Consider the following 20187-nt stretch of genomic DNA (forward strand, 5'->3'; position numbering starts at 1 on the left):
CGATTTCCTGTCAACTCACACAGAGGCACGCTTATGGACTCTCTCACCTTGATCGCCGTCGCCTCCATCGTCATGGCAGGCCTGACGACCGGCTTCGGCACAATGGCGCCCGCACTGGCGGAGGGCAGGGCGGTTGCCACGGCGCTCAGCTCGTTGGCCCAACAGCCCGACGCGTCGGCCACCATCACCCGTACGCTGTTCGTGGGGCTGGCGATGATCGAGTCAACGGCCATCTACTGCTTTGTTGTGTCGATGATCCTGATCTTCGCTAATCCGTTCTGGAATGCCGCCGTCACGGCGGCGGCCCAAGCGGCAGGAAAATAGACCGTGCTTATCGACTGGTTCACCGTCGGCGCGCAGGTGCTGAACTTCCTCATTCTGGTGTGGCTGATGAAGCGTTTTCTGTACCAACCGGTGCTGGACGCCATCGCGTCGCGGGAGGCGAAGATTGCCGCCGAACTCAAGGACGCCGCCGACACCAAAGCCAAGGCCCATCAGCAGCAAGATGAGTTTGAGCACAAGAATCAGGCTTTCGACGAACAGCGAGACACTTTGCTGAGCAAAGCCACCGAGGAGGCCAACGCGCAGCGTCTGCGCTTGTTGGCCGAGGCACGCCAAGCCGCCGAGGCTGCCAGTGTGGCGCGAGCAAAGGCTCTGGCGACTGAGAGGCAGCACCTGCACGCCGAGATCGTGCGCCGCACACAACGGCAGGTTTACGACATCTCACGCCGGGTGCTGGGCGACCTCGCATCAGTCAGCCTGGAACAGCGTGCTTGCGAGGTGTTCATCCAACGCTTGCAGGCTCTTGAGGGCACCACGCTGGACGCATTGATCGCTGCACTCAAGGCGACGAGCCAAGGCGAATCGGCGCGGGTGCGCAGCGCCTTCGAATTACCGGACGCACAACGTGCCTCGATTCAGGCCGCGCTCGACGCGTTGCTCGGCCAGCCGATCACGCTGACGTTCGAGTCGGACCCTGACCTGGTCACCGGTATTGAACTGAGTGTGAAGGGCGTGAAACTGGCCTGGAGCATTGCCGAGTACCTTGACGCCTTGGCAGTAACCACGAAAAAACCACAGCCGACAACGGAGCACGCGTGACCTTGCCCGCGTCGTTGGACGTGACGCTGCAAAGCGTCCTTGAAGACGCGTTCGCCAGCATCACCCAAGGGCTCCAGGCGTTCACTGCGCAATTGGTATTGCACGAAGTGGGCACGGTGGTCAGCGTTTCAACCGGCATTGCCCGCGTCCAAGGCTTGCTGCACCTGGGCTTTGAGGAACTGGTGTCTTTTCCCGGTGGCTTGTCGGGCATCGCCTTCAATCTGGACGAAGAGGGTGTCGATGTGGTGCTGCTGGGTGACTACGCTCATCTGCGGGCGGGTCAGGAAGTCCACCGCACCGGCCGCGTGATGGACGTGGCGGTGGGCGAGGCGTTGTTGGGCCGAGTGATTGATCCCTTGGGCCGGCCGCTGGATGGTGGTGCGCCGTTGGCGACTGAAGAACGTCTGCCTATCGAGCGGCCGGCGGCGCCGATCATGGACCGCGCGCCCGTGACCGAGCCGCTGCAAACCGGATTGAAGGTCATTGATGCGCTGATCCCCATCGGGCGTGGCCAGCGCGAACTGATTTTGGGCGACCGCCAGACCGGCAAGACAGCGATTGCCATCGACACTATTTTCAACCAGCGAGACAAAGACGTTGTGTGCGTGTATTGCGCCATCGGCCAGCGCGCGTCGGCAGTGGCCAAAGCGGTGGCCAACCTGCGCGAGAAAGGCGCATTGGCCTACACCGTTGTCGTGGTGGCCGAAGGTAACGAGGCGCCGGGGCTGGCCTACATTGCGCCTTACGCGGCCACCAGCATCGCCGAGTATTTCATGGAGTCCGGTCGTGACGTGCTGATTGTCTACGATGACCTCACTCACCATGCCCGCGCCTATCGCGAGCTGTCGCTGCTGCTGCGTCGACCTCCGGGCCGAGAGGCGTTTCCGGGGGATATTTTCTACATCCATTCGCGCATGCTGGAACGCGCCACGCACCTCAATGAGGAGCGCGGAGGCGGTTCGATGACCGCACTGCCCATTATCGAAACCGAGGCACAGAATATTTCGGCTTACATCCCGACCAATCTGATTTCCATCACCGACGGGCAGATTGTGCTGTCGCCATCGCTGTTCGAACTGGGTGTGCTGCCAGCCATCGATGTTGGGCAGTCTGTCTCGCGGGTGGGCGGCAAGGCGCAGCGCGCGGCGTATCGTGCGGTGGCGGGCGACCTCAAGCTTGCCTACGCGCAGTTCGAAGAATTGGAAACCTTTGCGCGCTTCGGCGCCCGACTGGACGACGACACGCGACAGTCCATCGTCCACGGCAAGCGTATCCGCGCCTGTCTGGCTCAGGCCGAATTCTCGCCGGTGACGGTGCCTGCACAAATTGCCATTTTGCTGGCGTTAAATGCCGCGCTGTTCGACCCCGTGCCCCTCGACAGCATGCTTGCTGCGCAGCAAGCCGTGGAGAAAGCCGCTGATGGGCTGCCCGAAGACGTGAGCCAACGACTGATAGCCGCCGGTAAACTGACCGACGCCGATCGCGAGCAGGTCACCGAGGTTGCGCGTCAGGCCATTGCCGCGTTCCTGGCGCCAGCGCAGGCAAACACGGTTTCGCCCAAGGACGGTGCCGTGACCGACACCGGCCAAGCCTGATGGCCGCCACCATCACCGCACTGCGCCGCCAGATCAGCAGCGCAGGGGACCTGAAGTCCGTGGTCCGTGTCATGAAAGCGTCGGCAGCCTCGGCGATCGGGCAGTACGAGCGCTCAGTGGCGGCCTTGGCCGATTACGCGCACACGGTCGAACTGGGATTGGGTGTGTGTTTGCGTTCGGTCGATTCCAATGGGCTGCCTCCACGGTTATCGGCAGCGCCCGCCGAAGACAACGTGGTGCACGCGTTGGTATTCGGGTCGGATCAGGGATTGGTGGGGCGGTTCAACGAGGTGGTGGTCGACTATGCCTTGGGCCAGTCGGCATCCCCTGCGACAAAGCTCTGGGCCGTGGGCGAACGCGTGCATGAGCGATTGCTTGATGCGGGCCGAGAACTCGAAGGCGCCTTTGTCGTTCCGGGATCGGTCGAGCAAATCACGCGACTGGTCGGCCAGATTCTGGAAAAAATCCCCATGGCCGGCGGCGAAGTTGAACCGCAGAACACCACGCTGATTCTTTTCTATAACCGACCCAATGGCGCTGGCTACACGCCCGTGAACCAGCGATTGCTGCCCCTGGACGGACATTGGAAGCGCGATTTGGCACACCAGCCTTGGCCCACGGCGCAACGGCCCGAAGTGCTGAGCGCCAGTGCGCAGACGCTGCGCGCGTTCATTCGCGAGCACCTGTTCGTGTCTTTGTTTCGAGCCAGCGCCGAGTCGTTGGCCAGCGAGAACGCCAGTCGTCTCGCCGCCATGCAGCGCGCCGATCGCAACATCGGCGAACTTCTGCAAGCGCTGAACGCCAACTACCACCGATTACGCCAGGCCGGCATCGACGAAGAGTTGTTCGACGTGATTTCCGGCTTCGACGCCTTGCTGCCGAGCGCAGATGCCAGCCCTCAGCACTGAACAGATAACTGTGAACAGGAAACCGAATCATGAAAGTCGTGGTCGCGTTGGGCGGAAATGCACTGTTGCGGCGCGACCAACCGCCGACGGCAGAAAATCAGCTGGAGAACATTCGCGGTGCGGCCATACAACTGGCGCGCGTGGCCGCCCATCACGATCTGGTGCTGACGCATGGCAATGGACCTCAGGTGGGGTTGCTGGCGCTTCAGGCGGCGGCCTATGAAAAAGTGCAAGCCTATCCGCTGGATGTGTTGGGCGCGCAGACCGACGGCATGCTGGGCTATCTGCTGGAGCAGGAACTGGCCAACCTGCTGCCGCAAACGCGCACGGTAACCACACTGATCACACGCGTAGAGGTCGATCCGCACGATCCGGCGTTCAGCCATCCCAGCAAGCCGATCGGACCGATGTACAACCAGGCCGAGTCTGCGCGTATCGCCTCGCAAAAGGGCTGGGTCATGGCCAAGGACGGTGACGCGTTTCGGCGCGTCGTTGCATCACCGGCGCCCTTGCGAGTGCTAGGGCTGCAATCGATCCGCTGGCTGCTGGAACATGGCGCACTGGTCATTGCCGCCGGAGGTGGCGGCATTCCGGTGGCGGCCACGGGGGAGAAGGGCGACAAGAAACTGCACGGCGTGTCAGCGGTGATCGACAAGGATCAGTGCACCAGCCTGCTCGCCCGCGACCTTGAAGCCGACTTGCTGGTCATCGCCACTGACGTGTCGGCGGTCTATCTCGACTGGGGTTTGCCCACGCAGCGCGCGCTCGGCAACGTCACGCCGCAGGAACTCGCCCAGTACCCGTTCCCTGAGGGTTCGATGGGGCCGAAGGTCGAAGCGGCGCGAAGCTTTGTACTCGCCACGGGGCATCGCGCCGTGATCGGTTCGCTCGACCAGATCGAAGAAATGATCGCCGGCCATGCGGGCACTCAAGTGTCCCTTGAAAAAAGCGCTGATGGCGGCGGCCCGTTGAGGCCCTGAACGGGGGCGCTCGCGCGCTGATAGGCCCGTCGCTTCTGCCGGACTGTCAGCAGGAACTCGAATTCATTCAGCCCGCCTCACAGGCCCACATCTCAATGGAAGGCTGGCTATAGGTCGGCGCGCCAACCCATTGGCTCATCGGCTGGCACTGGCCTTTGAAGCACAACTGGTAGTCGCCAGCCTCGGGGGTGCGCCCCAGACTCAGTGGCTGCATAGGCGCCAGTGTGCGGCGGTAGTGCCAACTGCCATTGTCCAGTCGGGCACCCTCGGGAATTTCCATGCCCGCGCCGTTACCGCGCACCCGAGCCTCTTCCAGCACAAGGCCTTGGGCGGTGACGCGGTAATCTTCCTCCCAGCGAATCTTTTCGATGGTGTGATTCCACGCCAGCGTGAAGTGCGAGATCGATAGCTCAGCCCACACCGCCCCTGTGAGGCCCAGACACAAACCGATCATGCGCTGGCTATCCTGGCCTGCCGGGAACGCCAGATGTGCTGAAGGATCACGGCGGCCCCAAGGGCGAAGCCCAGTTCATCGGTCAACGGCAATGCCACCACCAGCAAGCCTCCGGCCGCTACGCACAATAAGCGCTCCCATGCGGGCATTTTTCGTTGTAGATAACCGGTGGAGGCCATTCCCCAGAGTCCGACCGCCAATACTGACTTGACCATCATGTAGGCGGTCATCCACAAATTATCGCCTTGCAGCATGAGCGCCGGGTTGTAGACCGCCATGAATGGAATGACAAATCCCGCCAAGGCGATTCGCACCGCCCAGAGGCTGATCTTGAAACCGGACTCTTTGGCAATCGGTGCCGCAGCAAAGCAGGCAAGGGCGACAGGGGGTGTCAGGTCGGCAAGGATGCCGAAATAGAACACGAACATATGCGACACGATCAGCGGCACACCCAATTCCAAAAGGGCAGGGGCCGCGATCGAGCTGGTGATGATGTAGTTGGGAATGGTCGGAATGCCCATGCCCAGCACCAGGCAGGTGATCATTGTCAGTATCAGCGACAGCAGCAGGTTGTCTCGGCCAATGGCCAATATGTAGCCTGCAAACGTTGACGCCACACCGGTCAGTGACACCACGCCGATAATGATGCCCACCAGTGCGCAGGCAATGCCCACCGGAACGGCATGGCGCGCACCTTCGACCAGCGCGTGCAGGCAGATGGTCAGTGTGTCGTGCCCCCCTTTGATGAACGCACAAATCAACACCAGCACCGCAACGACCGCAAAGATCACTCCGATTCCCAACTGGAAGAAACCGGTACACAGAATCCCGAGCGCGATCCAGAAGGCGCAGCGCAGGCCGAAACTCTGCACCCTGAGAATGATGGCCGAACCGAGAATCACGATGGCGGTCAGGGCCAGTCCGACCATGCCGGAGAACAACGGCGTGCGCCCGGAAAACAGCAGATAGACCAGAACCAGCAGCGGGATCAGCAGGTACCAGTTCTCCTTGACGGCGCCCAGTGCGCTGGGACATTGATCCTTGGGCAGGCCCATGAGACTGGAGCGTTTGGCCTCCAGATGAACCATCCAGAACACCGAGCCGAAGTAGAGGGTAGCGGGAATCAACGCCGCCTTGGCAATCTCCACGAACGGCACGTTGATGGTTTCGGCCATGATGAAGGCGACAGCGCCCATCACCGGCGGCATCAGTTGGCTTCCCATACTGGAGGTCGCTTCAACGCCGGCGGCAAACGCGGGCCGGTATCCAAAGCGTTTCATCAACGGAATGGTGAATTGCCCCGTGGTCACGACGTTGGCAATGCCTGAGCCCGTAATGGTGCCCATCAGCGCGGACGACGCGACCGCAACCTTGGCCGGGCCACCCACCTTGTGGCCGAACAGGCCCATGGCGAAATCGGTGAACAGTTTGATCATGCCCGCCTGTTCAAGGAACGCGCCGAACAGGATGAACAGAAAGATGTAGGTTGCCGAAACATAGGTCGGAGTGCCGTACAGCCCTTCGGTGCCAAAAGAGAGCTGGTTGATGATCTGATCGAAGCCGTAGCCGCGATGCGCCAACTCTCCCGGTAGATACTCGCCGAACAGACCGTAGGCCAGGAACAGACCGCAAATGACCGGCAGGGCAATCCCCATCACTCGCCGTGCGGCTTCGAACACCAGCACGATCAACACAATGCCCGTCACCGTGTCAATGAACGTCAGGTCTCCGGAGCGCTGAATCAGGTCAGCCTCAAACACCCACTGATAGACGGCGGTAGCAATGGCGGCCAGGCTGAGTATCCAGGCCAGCGGCTGCCAGGGACGGTCCTTGCCATAAGCGGGGTAGCTCAGAAAAACCACCCATAGCAGGAAACCTACGTGTACGGCACGCAAGACCTGGCTTGAGATCGGTGCAAATGCGGCGGTGATGATCTGAAAAATCGAGAACAACAAGGCTACGTAAAACAGGGTTTTCGGCCACTCTCGCGGATTCGCGGAGATGCCGTGATGATCATCACTCATTAGTTGCCTGCCTCATGACTGCATTGAACAAGGGCGAACAATGGGCGCAGCGACAATTGGCGGGCGCTGCGCCTCTAAGCCGTTACAGCGCGCCTTTTTCCTTGTAGTAGCGCTCGGCGCCTGGATGCAGGGCAATGGGCAGGTTCTTGGCGGCGCTTTCAAGCGTGATGTCCTTGGCCGCCGAATGAGAGTTACCCAGACGGGTGAGGTTTTCGAACAGCAACTTTGTCATCTGATAGGCCAGTTCGTCGGGTACGTCCGCGCGGGTGACGAGGATATTGGTGATCGCAACAGTGGGCACCGCCTCAGGCTGCCCGTCATAGGTATTGGCCGGGATCATTGCACTCTGATACGCCGGATTGCCGATTTTGGCGACGACGTCAGTAGGGATCGCAACATAGTTCAATGGCATTACCGAGGACAGGTCGCGAATGGCCGCCATGCCCAAACCGGAGGACTGCAACGTGGCGTCCAGTTGCCGGTTCTTGATCAGTTCGACCGATTCGGCAAAAGGCAGGTATTGCACCTTGCCCATGTCTTCGTAGGTCAAACCCGCCGCCTTGAAGATCGCCCGGGCGTTGAGTTCGGTGCCCGACTTCGGCGCTCCGACCGAGATGGACTTGCCTTTGAGGTCTGCAAGCGTCTTGATTCCGGACTCTTTGCTGGCCACGATTTGAATGTAGTTGGGGTATGCCCCCGCAATTGCGCGCAATTTGCTCAGCGGCGCTTTGAAGCCTGCATCTTCAACGCCGTTTTTTGCATCGGCCACGGAGTCACCCAGTGCCAAGGCCAATTCGCCTCGACCGGCCTGCAGCAAGTTCAAGTTCTCCACTGACGCCTTGGTGGCCTGCACCGACGTCTTTACGTCTGGAATGCCGTCACTGTAGATCTGCGACAGACCGACACCAATCGGGTAATACACCCCGCTGGTTCCCCCCGTCAGTATGTTGATGAACACCGGCGCAGCTTGCGTCGCGGTGGTGACTGCCAAGGTTGCAGCGGCAACCAGGAGGGTGAGGCGGTTTTTTACTGGCATGGGAAACTCTCCGTCTTGTTATGGCTTTATGCAGAGTGACTCAACTGTAGTTGATCGCGCCGCAGAAGTGGCAACTGATCGTCAATATCGCAATCGCCTGACGAGCGAGAGGCGTGACTTAGCCGTGTTCGGCGGTTTTTTGATGGATCAGGGCCGCCGCGGTTGGAGGTCACCCCCTAACCGGTTAATCTTGGTGGCTTCACATTCTTGAACTTCCACGGGAATCCGCTCGGGTGATCAAACCGCTATTGCTGATACGACGTCGTTTTACCTCGATCCGTTGGCGCACTCGAGTGACGCTCTGGGCTGCCGCCACCCTCGCGGGCCTGCTGGTGGTGATGTTCGCTCGGCTGGCCGACCTGGCATTGACGCAATTTGCCCAACAGACCGCCGAACGACCTTGGCTGCCGTTCATTTACACGCCTCTGGTCGGCATGCTCGTAGTATGGATGACCACGCGGTTCTTTGAAGGCGCCCAAGGCAGCGGCATTCCCCAGGTCATCGCGGCCACACGTCTTGCTCATCAAGGCAAACCCCTTGGCAAGCTGATATCGCTGCGTATTGCGTTCGCCAAGATAGGCCTCGGCACCCTGGCGCTGACCGGTGGTTTTTCTGCCGGGCGCGAGGGGCCTTCGGTTCAGGTTGCCGCCTCGATCATGCACTTCTTTCACCGTTACCTGCCCAATGCACGAATCATCCGTCCCGAGGATCTCATCCTGGCCGGTGGCGCAGCAGGCATCGCGGCCGCGTTCAATACGCCTCTGGCCGGTGTCGCCTTTGCGGTGGAGGAGTTGGGGCGCAAGCTGGAAACCCGTACCAGCGGGGTATTGCTCAGCACGATCATCCTGTCAGGGATGGTCGCTATCGCCTTGCAGGGCAATTACAACTACTTCGGCCATTTCGACGTGCAGGGCATCAATCTCGATATTGTGGTGCCGGTGCTGGCGAGCGGAATCGGCTGCGGTCTTCTGGGTGGACTGTTCAGCCGGATGCTCTTGTGGCCGCAACGGCATCATCGATTTGTGGTCTGGGAGTGGCGCCGTATGCATCCGGTCTGGTTCGCCGGTGCGTGTGGAATGATCGTGGCAATACTGGGCTGGCTCAGCGGCGGGATGTCATTTGGCAGTGGTTACGGGGTGACGTCGCAGATCATTGCGTCGGATGTCGGCCTGCCATGGCACGCGCCGATCACGCGTTTTCTTGCGACCGTGGTGACATATTTTTCCGGGATCCCGGGCGGTATCTTTGCTCCATCCCTGGCGGTAGGGGCAGCGGTGGGGGCCAATGCTGCCGAACTCTTCCACTTGGCTGCGCAGCCGATCATTGCGCTGTGTATGGTCGGTTTCCTGGCGGCGGTCACGCAATCACCCATCACGTCCGCCATCATCGTTATGGAGATGATCGACAGCCATGGGATGGTGATCAGTCTCATGGCGGTCGCGCTGATTGCCAAAGCGGTCAGTACACGGATGGGGCCCGAGTTGTATCAGCAGTTGGCACGGGGGTTTCTGCAGTCATCAACGGTAAAGCCGCCGATCGACAAAGCCAATCAGTAGTCAGGAGCGTTCTCGTGCAAAAGCTCCCCGGCCGATGCTCGCAGTCGTTCTTTGTCCTCTTTCAGCGTGAGTGCATGGTCTGCACGCTGGAGTAAAAGGATCGCGTGCCGGGTACAGGCGCTTTTGAATAACACCGGGTTGATCTGCGCGAGGCTGACAAGGGTCTTCATCATCCGAAGATCGACTTCGAGCAGGGCCGCCCCGTCCCGGGCAATCGGCGCGAAAAAATCATCGAACAGATCGTCGACCACCAGACCACGCAGGTAAACCTGGTCGCAATCTGAATGGACCTTGGCGACGGGGTCTTGTGGTGTGCCCCAGCAGGTGAGGCTTCTGAGTCCGCGGCCAATCACGTCAATCGCAGTCCCGGGATCGTTGACCGCTGGCGACAGGGCCCGTGAGGCAATCTCTGACAGCACCGACAGCCCAAACCGTGGGTCGTGTTCAAAGGTGCGCCGCACGCCTATGGTAAGGGCCGCGAGGATCTTCTCGTTACTGGCATGCTGCTCATCGACGCGCTCAGTGTTCAAACTCACGATCCGGGCGAGCGGCATGCCCAGGTGAACGAAACTCCCCGGAAGCACCTCCAGAAAAAGCTGTATCTCGCAAGCCTTGGCGACGGCGCCCAACGCGTTCACATCGATGTGCTGCACATACCCGGTTTGCTGACTTTGCAGCGCATAGGCACTGGAGGGAATGCTCGATACGTCAGGGTAGGGCGCTCCGCCCAAGTGAGGCCATTGCACGCGATTGTCTATTGCGTCGATAGTCGCCTGTTCGACACGATCGATGGTTTCGCCCACCCGCCCAAGCTTGGAAAGATGATCGATCCAGCGCAGCAGGGTGTAGACAATCAGAATCACGACGGCAATCGTCACTGCAAATAGCAAGACCCTTCCTTGCCTGCCGTAAGCCCCTGTACTCAAGGCGATGATCCCTACGAGGCTGAACAGAAATGAGCCGATGAAGGTCGCGAGGGCATTTTGTGTTGTGGTGTCTTCCATCACCAGCGTCGTGGCGCGGGGTGTGACGCCGCTGCTGGCCGCACCGTAGGCGGTGACCATCGTGCTTAGGGAAAAGGTGGTCACTGCCAGCATGCTTGAGGCGATGATGCCCAGAATCTTGTCGACGGCGTCGGCGCCAATACGTGCAGGCAGTGAAGCGGGAATGTAGTCCTTGAACACAACGGCGAGTAACGCCGTCGCCACGCCCAGTAAGGAAAACAGGCTAGCTCTGAACCACAGCCGTTTGGTCAGTTGTTGTAACAGCCAGCGCCAGCGAGCGATCATTTTTCATACCTTTGAATAGTGGTGTGATCAGTCTTCAGGTTCCGGTCAGCAAAGGCTGGAAGATCACTCCCCATGATTGAGTTCCCATGGGTACGAATGGTTCATCCAGCAGGCGCCCTGTGCGCAATTTTGGGATAAAACCGGGGAGATAACAAAGTTTTGAGGTGGACGCCCCCCTTAATCGGCGAGAATCACGCCAACGCATTGTGATCCTGCTGATCGCACTTAAAATGGCGGGTCCTGGAGGCTGAGCCTCCAATACCGCGCGGCACTCATTTTTCAGGTTAGTTCTATGTCCATAGCGGCAATACGACTTATTGGCTTCATCTTGGGTATTTTCCTTATCACGCTGGCTGTCAGTATGGCCATCCCCATGCTTACGTTAGTGCTCTATGACCGCAGCGACGATCTGTCAGCCTTTCTCTGGTCCAGTCTGATTACCTTTATCTGCGGTCTTTTGCTGATCGTGCGTGGGCGCCCGGAGACGGCACAACTTCGTCCCAGGGATATGTATTTGCTCACGACCGGCAGTTGGGTGGTGGTGTGTACCTTCGCCGCGTTGCCAATGGTCTTTATCAGCCACATCAGTTACACCGACGCTTTTTTTGAAACCATGTCGGGTATCACAACCACCGGTTCAACCGTTCTGAGTGGGTTGGACACGGCCTCTCCCGGGTTGCTGATCTGGCGCTCGATGCTGCAGTGGCTGGGCGGCATCGGCTTTATCGGTATGGCCGTGGCGATCCTTCCGCTGCTGCGAGTGGGGGGCATGCGTCTTTTCCAGACAGAATCCTCGGATTGGTCGGAAAAGGTTACCCCGCGCTCTCATGTGGCTGCCAAGTACATCCTTTTCCTTTATCTGGGGCTTACCGGGGCCGGCGCACTTGCACTCTGGATCGCCGGGATGACGCCGTTTGAAGCGATCAACCACGCCATGTCGATGATCTCCACCGGGGGATTCTCAACCTCGGACGCCTCACTTGGGCACTGGACGCAGCCCGCGATTCACTGGGTGGCGGTGGTAATCATGATTCTGGGCAGCCTGCCCTTTACCTTGTATGTCGCGACATTGCGTGGTCATCGACGTGCGCTGCTCAAGGATCATCAGGTACGCGGCTTTATCGGATTCTTGATCGTTACCTGGCTGGCGGTGGGGACCTGGCTGTGCTTTAACAGCGAATACGGATGGTGGGATGCGCTGCGTATCGTGGCTGTCAATGTGACGTCGGTCGTCACCACCACGGGTGTTGCATTGGGTGATTACACCCTATGGGGCAGCTTCGCCGTGCTGCTCTTTTTCTACCTGACCTTCGTCGGCGGATGTTCAGGTTCCACGGCTGGCGGGCTCAAGATTTTCCGTTTTCAAGTGGCTGCCACGTTGCTGGTCAGCAGCTTGAAACAACTGATTCACCCTCGTGCGGTGATTCAAAAGAAGTACAACGGTCACCCCATCGATGAGGAGATCTTGCGCTCGCTTTTGACCTTCTCGTTTTTTTTCACCATTACCATTGCCGCCATCGCTTTGGGCCTGGCCCTTATCGGGCTCGACTGGACAACAGCCCTGAGCGGCGCCGCGACGGCAGTGTGTAACGTCGGGCCAGGGCTTGGCACGATCATTGGGCCGGCCGGTAATTTCGAATCATTGCCTGACGCTGCCAAATGGCTATTGACCATCGGAATGCTCCTCGGACGGCTGGAAATCCTGACGGTGTTGGTGCTCATAACACCGGTGTTCTGGAGATATTGACCGCCACCTTCATGGAACACGCTGGTGGGGAGTGACTTGATCACTGCCAAAGGTTGAACAACGTGACTGGATATGGTCTGGTAAGCGCTGTCTTCAGCGCGCCAGATCCCATAGGCAGGTGCCAGGCTCAGTCATCTTTTTCTTGATCATCTCCGAGGTTCCATGCAAATCGAGTTACAGGAGATTCGCGACCACCTTCATCGTTTCCCTCCCTTTGATCAGTTGCCTCAGGAGTCGCTGGACGCAATCGCCCGGCGTATCGACGTCAGCTATTTCAAGGCCGGCAGCGAAATTCTTGTGGCCGGCGCCGTCATTCATGATTTGCACTACGTGCGCAGCGGCGCCGTGGAGATTTATCGGCGCAACGGCGATCTCTATAACCGCCTCGTCGAGGGCGATATCTTCGGGCAGGCGGGCTTATTACGCAGCAACAAAGTTCGTTTTCCCGCAAGAGCTCTGGAAGACAGCCTGATCTACTTTATTCCCGCCGATATGTTTGCAGACTTGTGCGCGCAGCATGACGCGTTCGCTGACTTCGTCGAGGCTGAAGGTCACTCAAGGCTACAGACCGCCGTCGAGGCACAGGGCCGCGCGAGTGAGCTCATCCAGTTGAAATGCCGCGCCTTGATATCGCGTGAACTGGTGTGGGTGAGCAGCGACACTTCAGTTCATGAAGCCGCGAAAGTGATGACCGAGCAAAGCGTTTCTTGCGTCGTGGTCATGGGGCCTGAGGGACCGCAAGCGCAAATGGTCGGCATTGTCACCGACCGCGATCTGCGCACTCGGGTGGTCGCAGAGGGACGAAGTGACAGCGCTACCTGCATCAGCGAAATCATGTCGACCGATCCGGCGGCAATTCAGGCCGATGACTCGGTATTCGAGGCCATGCTGGTCATGTTGCGACGCAATATCCATCACCTTCCGGTCGCCTCTAAAGGCAAGACCTTGGGTCTGATCAATCTGTCGGACATCATCCGGTACGAATCCCAAAGCAGCTTGTACCTGGTCAACCGGATCTCCAATCAAACCTCAGTCGAGGGCCTGCGATCACTGTTGCGTGATCTGCGCGCGACCTACATCCGCATGGTGCGTGACGGCGCTACAGCGCACATGATTGGCAGCGCGATTGCAGGTGTTGGCCGTGCCTTCACTCAGCGTTTGATCGAGTTGGCGGAAAAACAGCTAGGGCCACCCCCCGTGCCGTATTGCTTCATGGCGTTGGGTTCGATGGCCCGAGACGAGCAGCTGCTGGTGACCGACCAGGACAATGCCCTAGTACTCGATGATCGATTCGACCCCGTTCAGCATGATGAATACTTCAAGCGCCTGGCCACATTTGTCAGCGATGGCCTGGCCGCCTGCGGTTATAGCTACTGCAAGGGTGGAATCATGGCCACCAACGATCAATGGCGGCAACCGTTACGCGTCTGGCGCGCGTACTTTGAGCAATGGATCGAAAAGCCCAATCCGGCCACCTTGCTTAACAGCTGTATTTTTTTCGATCTGGACGGGGTCTACGGTCAACTGGAGTTAGTGCAGGAGCTCAAGAATTTGTGCGCCAGTAAATCCAGTACCAACCCAGGTTTTCTCCATGCCCTGGCCCGGATCGCACTTAATCGGACGCCGCCGCTGGGCTTTTTCCGCACGTTCGTGGTGGAAACAGACGGCCGGCAGAAAGGCATCATCAACCTCAAGGGCCGAGGCACTGCGCCGCTGACTGACCTTATCCGCATCCACGCCCTTGCTTGCGCAAGCACGGCGCAAAACTCCTTTGATCGCCTTGATGCCATCAGCAATACCCAGCTCATGCCACCGGACGCATTGATGCACCTGCGTTACGCTCTGGAGTTCCTGTCCATGGTCCGGATCCGGCACCAGGCTGATGCGCTGGAGCAAGGAACCCTACCCGACAACTACATCGAGCCGGAGCGGTTTTCCACCAGCGAACGGCATAACCTCAAGGATGCGTTTCAGGTCTTGAGCAACGCGCAGAATTTCTTGCGATTCCGCTACCCACTCAAGGGGCGTCAATCGTAATGAGCGCCGTGAAGGTCGATCGACAGTTCGAGAAAATAGACTGGGCTGCAAGGTTTCAGGTATTGGCAGAGGCAGTGAGCCATCCCCATCTGAAGAAGTTCTATCAGGCCGGGTCTGTGCCGCCACAGACCTCAATAGAGCAGGTGCAACTGCTGGCGATGGACATTGAAACGACCGGTCTTGATGCCCAAGCCCACAGCATTGTCAGCATTGGCCTGATCCCGTTCACGCTGCAGCGGATACATTGTGGTCAGGCGTTGTATTGGGTCATACAACCGCCGTCCGAGCTCAATGACCAATCGGTCACATTCCACCACATCACCCACGCCGACATTCTGGACGCCCCGCGGCTTTCCGAGATCGTCGGGGAGCTGCTGGAAGCCATGGCCGGTAAAGTCATGGTCGTGCATTACCGAAACATAGAGCGGGGCTTCCTCGATCAGGCGCTTCGCCTTCTGTTGGGGGAGGGCGTGCAATTTCCGGTTATCGACACAATGCAACTGGAAGCACGCATGCATCGACAAAAGCGAACCTGGCTCGACCGACTGCTGCGCCGGCCCAGGCTTTCAATAAGGCTGGCCGACAGTCGCGCGCGCTACAACCTGCCGGCTTACCACGCGCATCATGCCTTGACCGATGCCCTGGCGGCTGCCGAACTGTTACAGGCACAGATCGCCAACCACTATTCACCGTCGACGCCGATTGAGGCACTGTGGAATTGAGGTCGCCTCTCAATCACTGAGCTGTCGAACTCAGGGGCCATCGATCACCCTGCACCCGTCAAGTTGCGCAAGCGCAGAAGGGGCAGGGCCTGTCGATTAATGGCCTATCAGCGTGTCAATGCCATCGGGCTTGTCGTGCACGCCGAATCGATCCACGAGCGTGGCTGTTGCCCGGTTCATGCCAATCACATCGACCTGAATGCCTTCACGACGAAGCTTGAGCACCACTTTGTCCAAGGCCGCGACGGCGGTGATGTCCCACAAATGCGCTTCGCGCAGATCGATGGTGAGCGTTTCGAGCTGTTCATTGAGGTCGAACGCGCTGGCAAAGCGATCTGCCGAGCCGAAGAAAACTTGCCCGGTCACATAGTACGTACGGTGGCGATGCTCGGGATCACGGCTGGAGGTGATGTCCAGGTAGTGGGCAATCTTGTTGGCGAAGAACATGGCGGCCAGCAATGTCCCGGCGATCACACCAAACGCCAGGTTGTGGGTGGCAACGACGACAATCACGGTCACGACCATTACAACGTTCGTGGACAACGGGTATTGCTTGAGGTTGCGAATCGAGCCCCAACTGAACGTGCTGATCGATACCATGATCATCACCGCCACCAGTGCGGCCATCGGTATGCGCGCCAGCCAGTCCCCGAGGAAGATCATCATGATCAGCAACAACACGCCCGCGCTCAGCGTCGACAGGCGAGTGCGGCCGCCCGACTTCACGTTGATCATCGACTGGCCGATCATCGCGCAACCGGCCATACCGCCAATCAGCCCGCTCACGATATTGGCAACGCCCTGGCCTTTGCATTCGCGGCTCTTGTCGCTGGACGTATCGGTCAGATCATCAACGATCGTGGCGGTCATCATCGATTCCAGCAGGCCCACCACCGCCAGCGCGGCGGAATAAGGCAGCACGATGAGTAGGGTGTTCAGATTCAGCGGCACCTCAGGCCACATGAAGATCGGCAGGCTGTCCGGCAGCGATCCCATATCACCGACCGTGTGGATATTGAGCCCCATCGACACGGAAATCGCGGTAAGCACCAGGATGCACACCAAAGGCGAGGGCAGCACCTTACCCACGACCGGTAATAGTGGGAACAGGTAAATGATCGCCAAACCTGCGGCCGTCATTGCATAAACAGGCCAGGTGACGCCGGTGAGTTCCGGCAGTTGCGCCATGAAAATGAGGATCGCCAGTGCATTGACGAATCCGGTCACGACCGAGCGCGAAACGAAGCGCATCAGCTCGCCTAGTCGCAGGTAACCGGCAATGACCTGCAAGACGCCGCAGAGGAGTGTGGCAACCAGCAAATATTGCAGACCGTGATCCTTGACCAGGTTCACCATCAGCAATGCCATGGCGCCGGTGGCCGCAGAGATCATCGCCGGGCGACCGCCGACAAAGGCGATGACGGTACAGATACAGAAAGAGGCGTAGAGGCCAACCTTGGGGTCGACTCCGGCAATGATGGAGAAGGCGATAGCTTCAGGAATGAGCGCTAACGCAACGACGAGACCCGCGAGTACATCCGCCCGGATGTTTGATAGCCAAGCGGTTTTGATATGTTCAAGCATTGATTCACCCATTGCAGGCACGTCATGACGCGCAGCTCAGAGCGCTGAGCCATGCAGGCGTGTCTGTATCCAGTTGGTTGTGGGTTCGCTACGGCAAAAATTGCGCGCAGCAGAGTTGGACCGCAGCAGGGAGGCGGGCCGGTTTTTGCTCGATCACTGCATCAACGGTGCTGTTCAGCGGCCAGGTTGGCCGTCTTGGGAGCCTTGGCATCCGGTATTGAAGCGACATAAACAGTGCGCGAAGGGAACGCAAAACTGACGCCCAGTTCGGCAAAAGCGTCCATCATCCCCAGGTTTATTGCTTGCTGAACATCCATGTAAACGTTGTAGCTGGGATCGAGCACGATATACACCGTTTCGAACTCCAGGGCGCTATCGCCGAAACTGCGGAAGTGCGAGCGGTCGAACCGCGCCAGCTTTTGTCCTTTGATGATCTTCTCAATCCGTTGCGGTACTTCCTTGACCTGTTGGGCAGAGCAGTCGTAGGTCAGGCCGACCTCAAACACAATGCGGCGCTCTTGCAGGCGTTTATAGTTTTGTATGGTGCTGCCGATCATTTGCGCATTCGCCATCACGATCTGCTCGCCACCGAGGCTGCGGATCCGTGTGGTTTTCAGACCGACATGTTCGACCGTACCGGACAGCGAGCCGACGACAATAAAATCGCCCACTTCAAAAGGCTTGTCGACCGCGATGGAGAGGGAGGCGAATACGTCTCCAAGGATGTTCTGCACCGCTAACGCAATCGCAATACCGCCTACGCCAAGGCTGGCAACGAAGGCGGTGATGTTCACCCCGACGTTTGACAGCATTGCCATGACCACGACGACCCACAGAAATACTTTCGCACCCCATAGGCTAAGCGTCGCCAGGGCGCTGGCCTGGAATGTCTCGGCAGTGCCATGGCGTCGAAAGTAGCGTGCTAGCGCCAATGCAATCGCACGGTTCGCCCAAAGGCCCGCTTGCAAGGCCGCTACCACGAACCACAGACTGCTGACACGCCCCATCCAGCGCTCAGGCAAATCAAGAAAGCCGATGCCGATAAGGACCGAGGCTAAAAACAAAAGGGTGTTGCTGGTAACCGAAAGCACTTCGAGCGCGATGTGACTGAAGTCTGCGTCGGGTAGCGAGGATCTCTTTCGGATTTTCTTGAGGGCAAATCGAATGGCCGTTCTGGCCAGAATGAAGCTGAGGATTGTTGCGAGGAGTGCCAGTAGCCAATGCCCTAAAGCGATCCCCAGAAAACTGTAATTTACAAAGAGGTCAATCGTGTTTTGTAGCATGCAGGTCTCCAGTAAAGCCCTGCGAGACATGTAATCGAATAACGAAATCACAGTCTCGCAGGTAAATCGAACTCACCTATCCATTTAAAAGCAATGACGCATCAGGATCGGGGTTCAGACAGCAGTCCTTTGACCAGAGAGACACATCCCACCATCAGCACAATAGCGAAAGGCAGACCGGTGGAGACCGCCATTGCCTGTAGTGCGACCAAACCACCGCCGAGCAGCAGCGCGATAGCAATCACACCTTCGATCACTGCCCAGAAAACACGCTGCGGAACAGGCGCGTCGACCTTGCCACCCGCGGTAATGGTGTCGATCACCAGCGAGCCGGAGTCCGAGGACGTGATGAAAAAGACGATGACAAGAACAATGCCCAGGAATGAGGTGATTTCCTTGAGCGGCAAATGCCCCAGCATGGCGAACAGCTTCAGTTCCAGGACGGCATCTTTAACGCCCACAAAGCCTTGAACGGTCGCTTGATCAATCGCCGTTCCGCCGAACGTCGTCATCCACAGTACCGAAACCACAGTAGGCACCAGCAGAACGGAGACCAGGAACTCTCGCACGGTACGACCGCGACTCACCCGGGCAATAAACATCCCGACAAAAGGCGACCAACTGATCCACCACGCCCAGTAGAACGCCGTCCAGCCCTCGGTGAACTCAGTGTCGGTTCGTCCAAAAGGATTGGAAAGGGCGGGCAGATACTCGGCATAACTCACCAGGTTTTTGAAAAAACCCGTGAAGATGGCCAGGGTAGGGCCCACGACAATGATGAACCCGAGCAGAAGCAAGGCCAGGCCCATGTTGATCTGGGACAGCACCTTGACGCCCTTGTCCAGGCCGGCAAGCACCGACCACAACGCGACCATGGTGATGCCGATGATCAGCAGTACTTTGCTGAGATTTGTCGACTTGATGCCAAAGAGATATTCGATCCCCGCTGCGGCCTGTTCCGCGCCGATGCCCAGGGACGTCGCCAACCCGAACAGTGTCGCGAATACCGCGAGGATGTCGATGATATGCCCCGGCCAGCCCCAGACCCGCTCACCCAGCAATGGGTAAAAGATCGAACGAATCGACAGTGGCAAGCCTTTGTTATAGGAGAACAGCGCGAGCGACAGAGCAACAATCGCGTAGATCGCCCAAGGGTGCAGGCCCCAGTGGAAGATCGTCGTGGCCATGGCCAGTTCGGCTGAGCCTTTCATATCGCCTGCTGCGCCACTCAGAGGCGCCCAGTCAGTACGAACCCCGTTGGCGTCGAGTGTGACGCCCCCCATCGAGGCCGCGTAGTGCGACATGGGTTCGGCAACGCCGTAGAACATCAGACCGATGCCCATGCCGGCGGCGAAGAGCATTGAAAACCAGCCAAGATACGTGTGATCAGGCTTGGCATCGCGGCCGCCCAATCGAACCTTTCCCAGTGGCGAAACGATCAACGCCAGACACAGCACTACAAAGATGTTGGCGACGCTCATGAAGAACCAGGCCAAATGGCTGGTCAACCAGTTACGGATCGAACTGAAGAGTGGCTCTACTTCGTTTTGCAGTGCCAGCGTCAAGATGACGAAGAGCACGATCGTGGCTGCCGAGATGATGAAAACTTTGCCGTGGATATCGAGCGAGAACGAAAACTCACCTTTGATATTGTCTTGACCGATGACGTAGTCGGTATCGATCAGATTGGCTGCTCCGCTTGGAGCCGGGATGCCATCCTCACTGGCAGATTGAGAATTAGCTGGTAGATCATCCATAGGGTTTTTCCCCATGAGAGCCTCCTTGGTAGTGGCACGCTTGTGCGTGCGATGGTCTGTAGCCCCGCTGTTCCTATGTTTAAACGAGAAATTTGCCGGTCTATCCTAACAAGT

At 58.6% G+C, this 20187-nt stretch carries 16 protein-coding genes; 9 read left to right on the forward strand and 7 right to left on the reverse strand.

Going from position 1 to position 20187, the window contains the following annotated elements:
* The first annotated feature begins 33 nt into the window (after positions 1-33).
* The 5 genes from K5E40_RS16470 to arcC are packed head-to-tail and all read left to right on the forward strand — an operon-like array spanning position 34 to position 4584.
* Positions 34-324, forward strand: a complete 291-nt coding sequence (locus tag K5E40_RS16470) for a F0F1 ATP synthase subunit C (protein WP_221731738.1) — start codon at positions 34-36, stop codon at positions 322-324.
* Between the two features lie 3 nt (positions 325-327).
* Positions 328-1101 carry a F0F1 ATP synthase subunit delta gene (locus K5E40_RS16475; RefSeq protein WP_221731739.1) on the forward strand — a complete coding sequence of 258 codons (774 nt, stop codon included), beginning with the start codon at positions 328-330 and terminating at the stop codon, positions 1099-1101.
* On the forward strand, positions 1098-2696 hold the full coding sequence (locus tag K5E40_RS16480) for an alternate F1F0 ATPase, F1 subunit alpha (protein ID WP_311775956.1): 1599 nt from the start codon (positions 1098-1100) through the stop codon (positions 2694-2696). Before K5E40_RS16475 ends, K5E40_RS16480 begins: the two co-directional genes overlap by 4 nt.
* Positions 2696-3604, forward strand: a complete 909-nt coding sequence (locus tag K5E40_RS16485) for a F0F1 ATP synthase subunit gamma (protein WP_221731740.1) — start codon at positions 2696-2698, stop codon at positions 3602-3604. The genes K5E40_RS16480 and K5E40_RS16485 overlap by 1 nt, the downstream gene beginning before the upstream one ends.
* A 29-nt stretch (positions 3605-3633) precedes the next feature.
* Positions 3634-4584: a carbamate kinase gene (arcC, locus tag K5E40_RS16490; RefSeq protein ID WP_221731741.1), complete on the forward strand. Its 951-nt coding sequence runs from the start codon at positions 3634-3636 to the stop codon at positions 4582-4584.
* Positions 4585-4651: 67 nt separating this feature from the next.
* On the opposite strand, the gene K5E40_RS16495 is transcribed toward arcC, so the two are convergent.
* The 3 genes from K5E40_RS16495 to K5E40_RS16505 form a co-directional block, all read right to left on the reverse strand.
* Positions 4652-5038 carry a DUF1850 domain-containing protein gene (locus K5E40_RS16495; RefSeq protein ID WP_221731742.1) on the reverse strand — a complete coding sequence of 129 codons (387 nt, stop codon included), beginning with the start codon at positions 5036-5038 and terminating at the stop codon, positions 4652-4654.
* Positions 5035-7062, reverse strand: a complete 2028-nt coding sequence (locus tag K5E40_RS16500) for a TRAP transporter permease (RefSeq protein WP_221731743.1) — start codon at positions 7060-7062, stop codon at positions 5035-5037. The genes K5E40_RS16495 and K5E40_RS16500 overlap by 4 nt, the downstream gene beginning before the upstream one ends.
* An 82-nt stretch (positions 7063-7144) precedes the next feature.
* On the reverse strand, positions 7145-8098 hold the full coding sequence (locus K5E40_RS16505) for a TAXI family TRAP transporter solute-binding subunit (protein WP_221731744.1): 954 nt from the start codon (positions 8096-8098) through the stop codon (positions 7145-7147).
* A 233-nt stretch (positions 8099-8331) separates the two neighbouring features.
* Between K5E40_RS16505 and K5E40_RS16510 the strand changes: the two genes are divergently transcribed.
* On the forward strand, positions 8332-9654 hold the full coding sequence (locus K5E40_RS16510) for a chloride channel protein (RefSeq protein WP_221731745.1): 1323 nt from the start codon (positions 8332-8334) through the stop codon (positions 9652-9654).
* On the opposite strand, the gene K5E40_RS16515 is transcribed toward K5E40_RS16510, so the two are convergent.
* The gene (locus K5E40_RS16515) at positions 9648-10943 is read right to left on the reverse strand and encodes a DUF2254 domain-containing protein (RefSeq protein ID WP_221731746.1); all 1296 of its coding nucleotides are present in this window, start codon (positions 10941-10943) and stop codon (positions 9648-9650) included. The genes K5E40_RS16510 and K5E40_RS16515 overlap by 7 nt on opposite strands.
* 292 nt (positions 10944-11235) lie before the next feature.
* On the opposite strand from K5E40_RS16515, the gene K5E40_RS16520 reads away from it, so the two are divergent.
* From K5E40_RS16520 to K5E40_RS16530, 3 genes are all read left to right on the forward strand, one after another.
* Positions 11236-12690: a TrkH family potassium uptake protein gene (locus K5E40_RS16520; RefSeq protein WP_221731747.1), complete on the forward strand. Its 1455-nt coding sequence runs from the start codon at positions 11236-11238 to the stop codon at positions 12688-12690.
* 162 nt (positions 12691-12852) lie between these two features.
* On the forward strand, positions 12853-14727 hold the full coding sequence (locus tag K5E40_RS16525) for a DUF294 nucleotidyltransferase-like domain-containing protein (protein WP_221731748.1): 1875 nt from the start codon (positions 12853-12855) through the stop codon (positions 14725-14727).
* Complete coding sequence (locus K5E40_RS16530) at positions 14727-15449, forward strand: 3'-5' exonuclease (RefSeq protein WP_221731749.1); 723 nt, start codon at positions 14727-14729, stop codon at positions 15447-15449. Before K5E40_RS16525 ends, K5E40_RS16530 begins: the two co-directional genes overlap by 1 nt.
* 96 nt (positions 15450-15545) lie before the next feature.
* Here K5E40_RS16530 and K5E40_RS16535 read toward each other — a convergent pair whose 3' ends face one another.
* The 3 genes from K5E40_RS16535 to K5E40_RS16545 all read right to left on the reverse strand — a co-directional run bounded on the left by K5E40_RS16535 (position 15546) and on the right by K5E40_RS16545 (position 20088).
* Entirely contained in the window at positions 15546-17033 is a 1488-nt protein-coding gene (locus K5E40_RS16535; protein WP_221731750.1) for a SulP family inorganic anion transporter, read from the reverse strand.
* A gap of 161 nt (positions 17034-17194) precedes the next feature.
* A complete protein-coding gene (locus K5E40_RS16540) occupies positions 17195-18316 on the reverse strand; it encodes a mechanosensitive ion channel family protein (protein ID WP_221731751.1) in 1122 nt (373 codons plus the stop codon).
* Positions 18317-18417: 101 nt separating this feature from the next.
* Positions 18418-20088, reverse strand: coding sequence for a BCCT family transporter (locus K5E40_RS16545; protein WP_221731752.1), 1671 nt, complete (start codon positions 20086-20088; stop codon positions 18418-18420).
* Between the last annotated feature and the right edge of the window lie 99 nt (positions 20089-20187).

The organism is Pseudomonas baetica (assembly GCF_019733355.1).
GTDB lineage: Bacteria > Pseudomonadota > Gammaproteobacteria > Pseudomonadales > Pseudomonadaceae > Aquipseudomonas > Aquipseudomonas baetica_A.

Coding starts and splice junctions, on each gene's coding strand:
- K5E40_RS16470 (WP_221731738.1), top strand. CDS start 34: ATGGACTCTCTCACCTTGATCGCCGTCGCCTCCATCGTCATGGCAGGC.
- K5E40_RS16500 (WP_221731743.1), bottom strand. CDS start 7,062: ATGAGTGATGATCATCACGGCATCTCCGCGAATCCGCGAGAGTGGCCG.
- K5E40_RS16515 (WP_221731746.1), bottom strand. CDS start 10,943: ATGATCGCTCGCTGGCGCTGGCTGTTACAACAACTGACCAAACGGCTG.
- K5E40_RS16540 (WP_221731751.1), bottom strand. CDS start 18,316: ATGCTACAAAACACGATTGACCTCTTTGTAAATTACAGTTTTCTGGGG.
- K5E40_RS16530 (WP_221731749.1), top strand. CDS start 14,727: ATGAGCGCCGTGAAGGTCGATCGACAGTTCGAGAAAATAGACTGGGCT.
- K5E40_RS16485 (WP_221731740.1), top strand. CDS start 2,696: ATGGCCGCCACCATCACCGCACTGCGCCGCCAGATCAGCAGCGCAGGG.
- arcC (WP_221731741.1), top strand. CDS start 3,634: ATGAAAGTCGTGGTCGCGTTGGGCGGAAATGCACTGTTGCGGCGCGAC.
- K5E40_RS16535 (WP_221731750.1), bottom strand. CDS start 17,033: ATGCTTGAACATATCAAAACCGCTTGGCTATCAAACATCCGGGCGGAT.
- K5E40_RS16520 (WP_221731747.1), top strand. CDS start 11,236: ATGTCCATAGCGGCAATACGACTTATTGGCTTCATCTTGGGTATTTTC.
- K5E40_RS16545 (WP_221731752.1), bottom strand. CDS start 20,088: ATGGGGAAAAACCCTATGGATGATCTACCAGCTAATTCTCAATCTGCC.
- K5E40_RS16505 (WP_221731744.1), bottom strand. CDS start 8,098: ATGCCAGTAAAAAACCGCCTCACCCTCCTGGTTGCCGCTGCAACCTTG.
- K5E40_RS16525 (WP_221731748.1), top strand. CDS start 12,853: ATGCAAATCGAGTTACAGGAGATTCGCGACCACCTTCATCGTTTCCCT.
- K5E40_RS16495 (WP_221731742.1), bottom strand. CDS start 5,038: ATGATCGGTTTGTGTCTGGGCCTCACAGGGGCGGTGTGGGCTGAGCTA.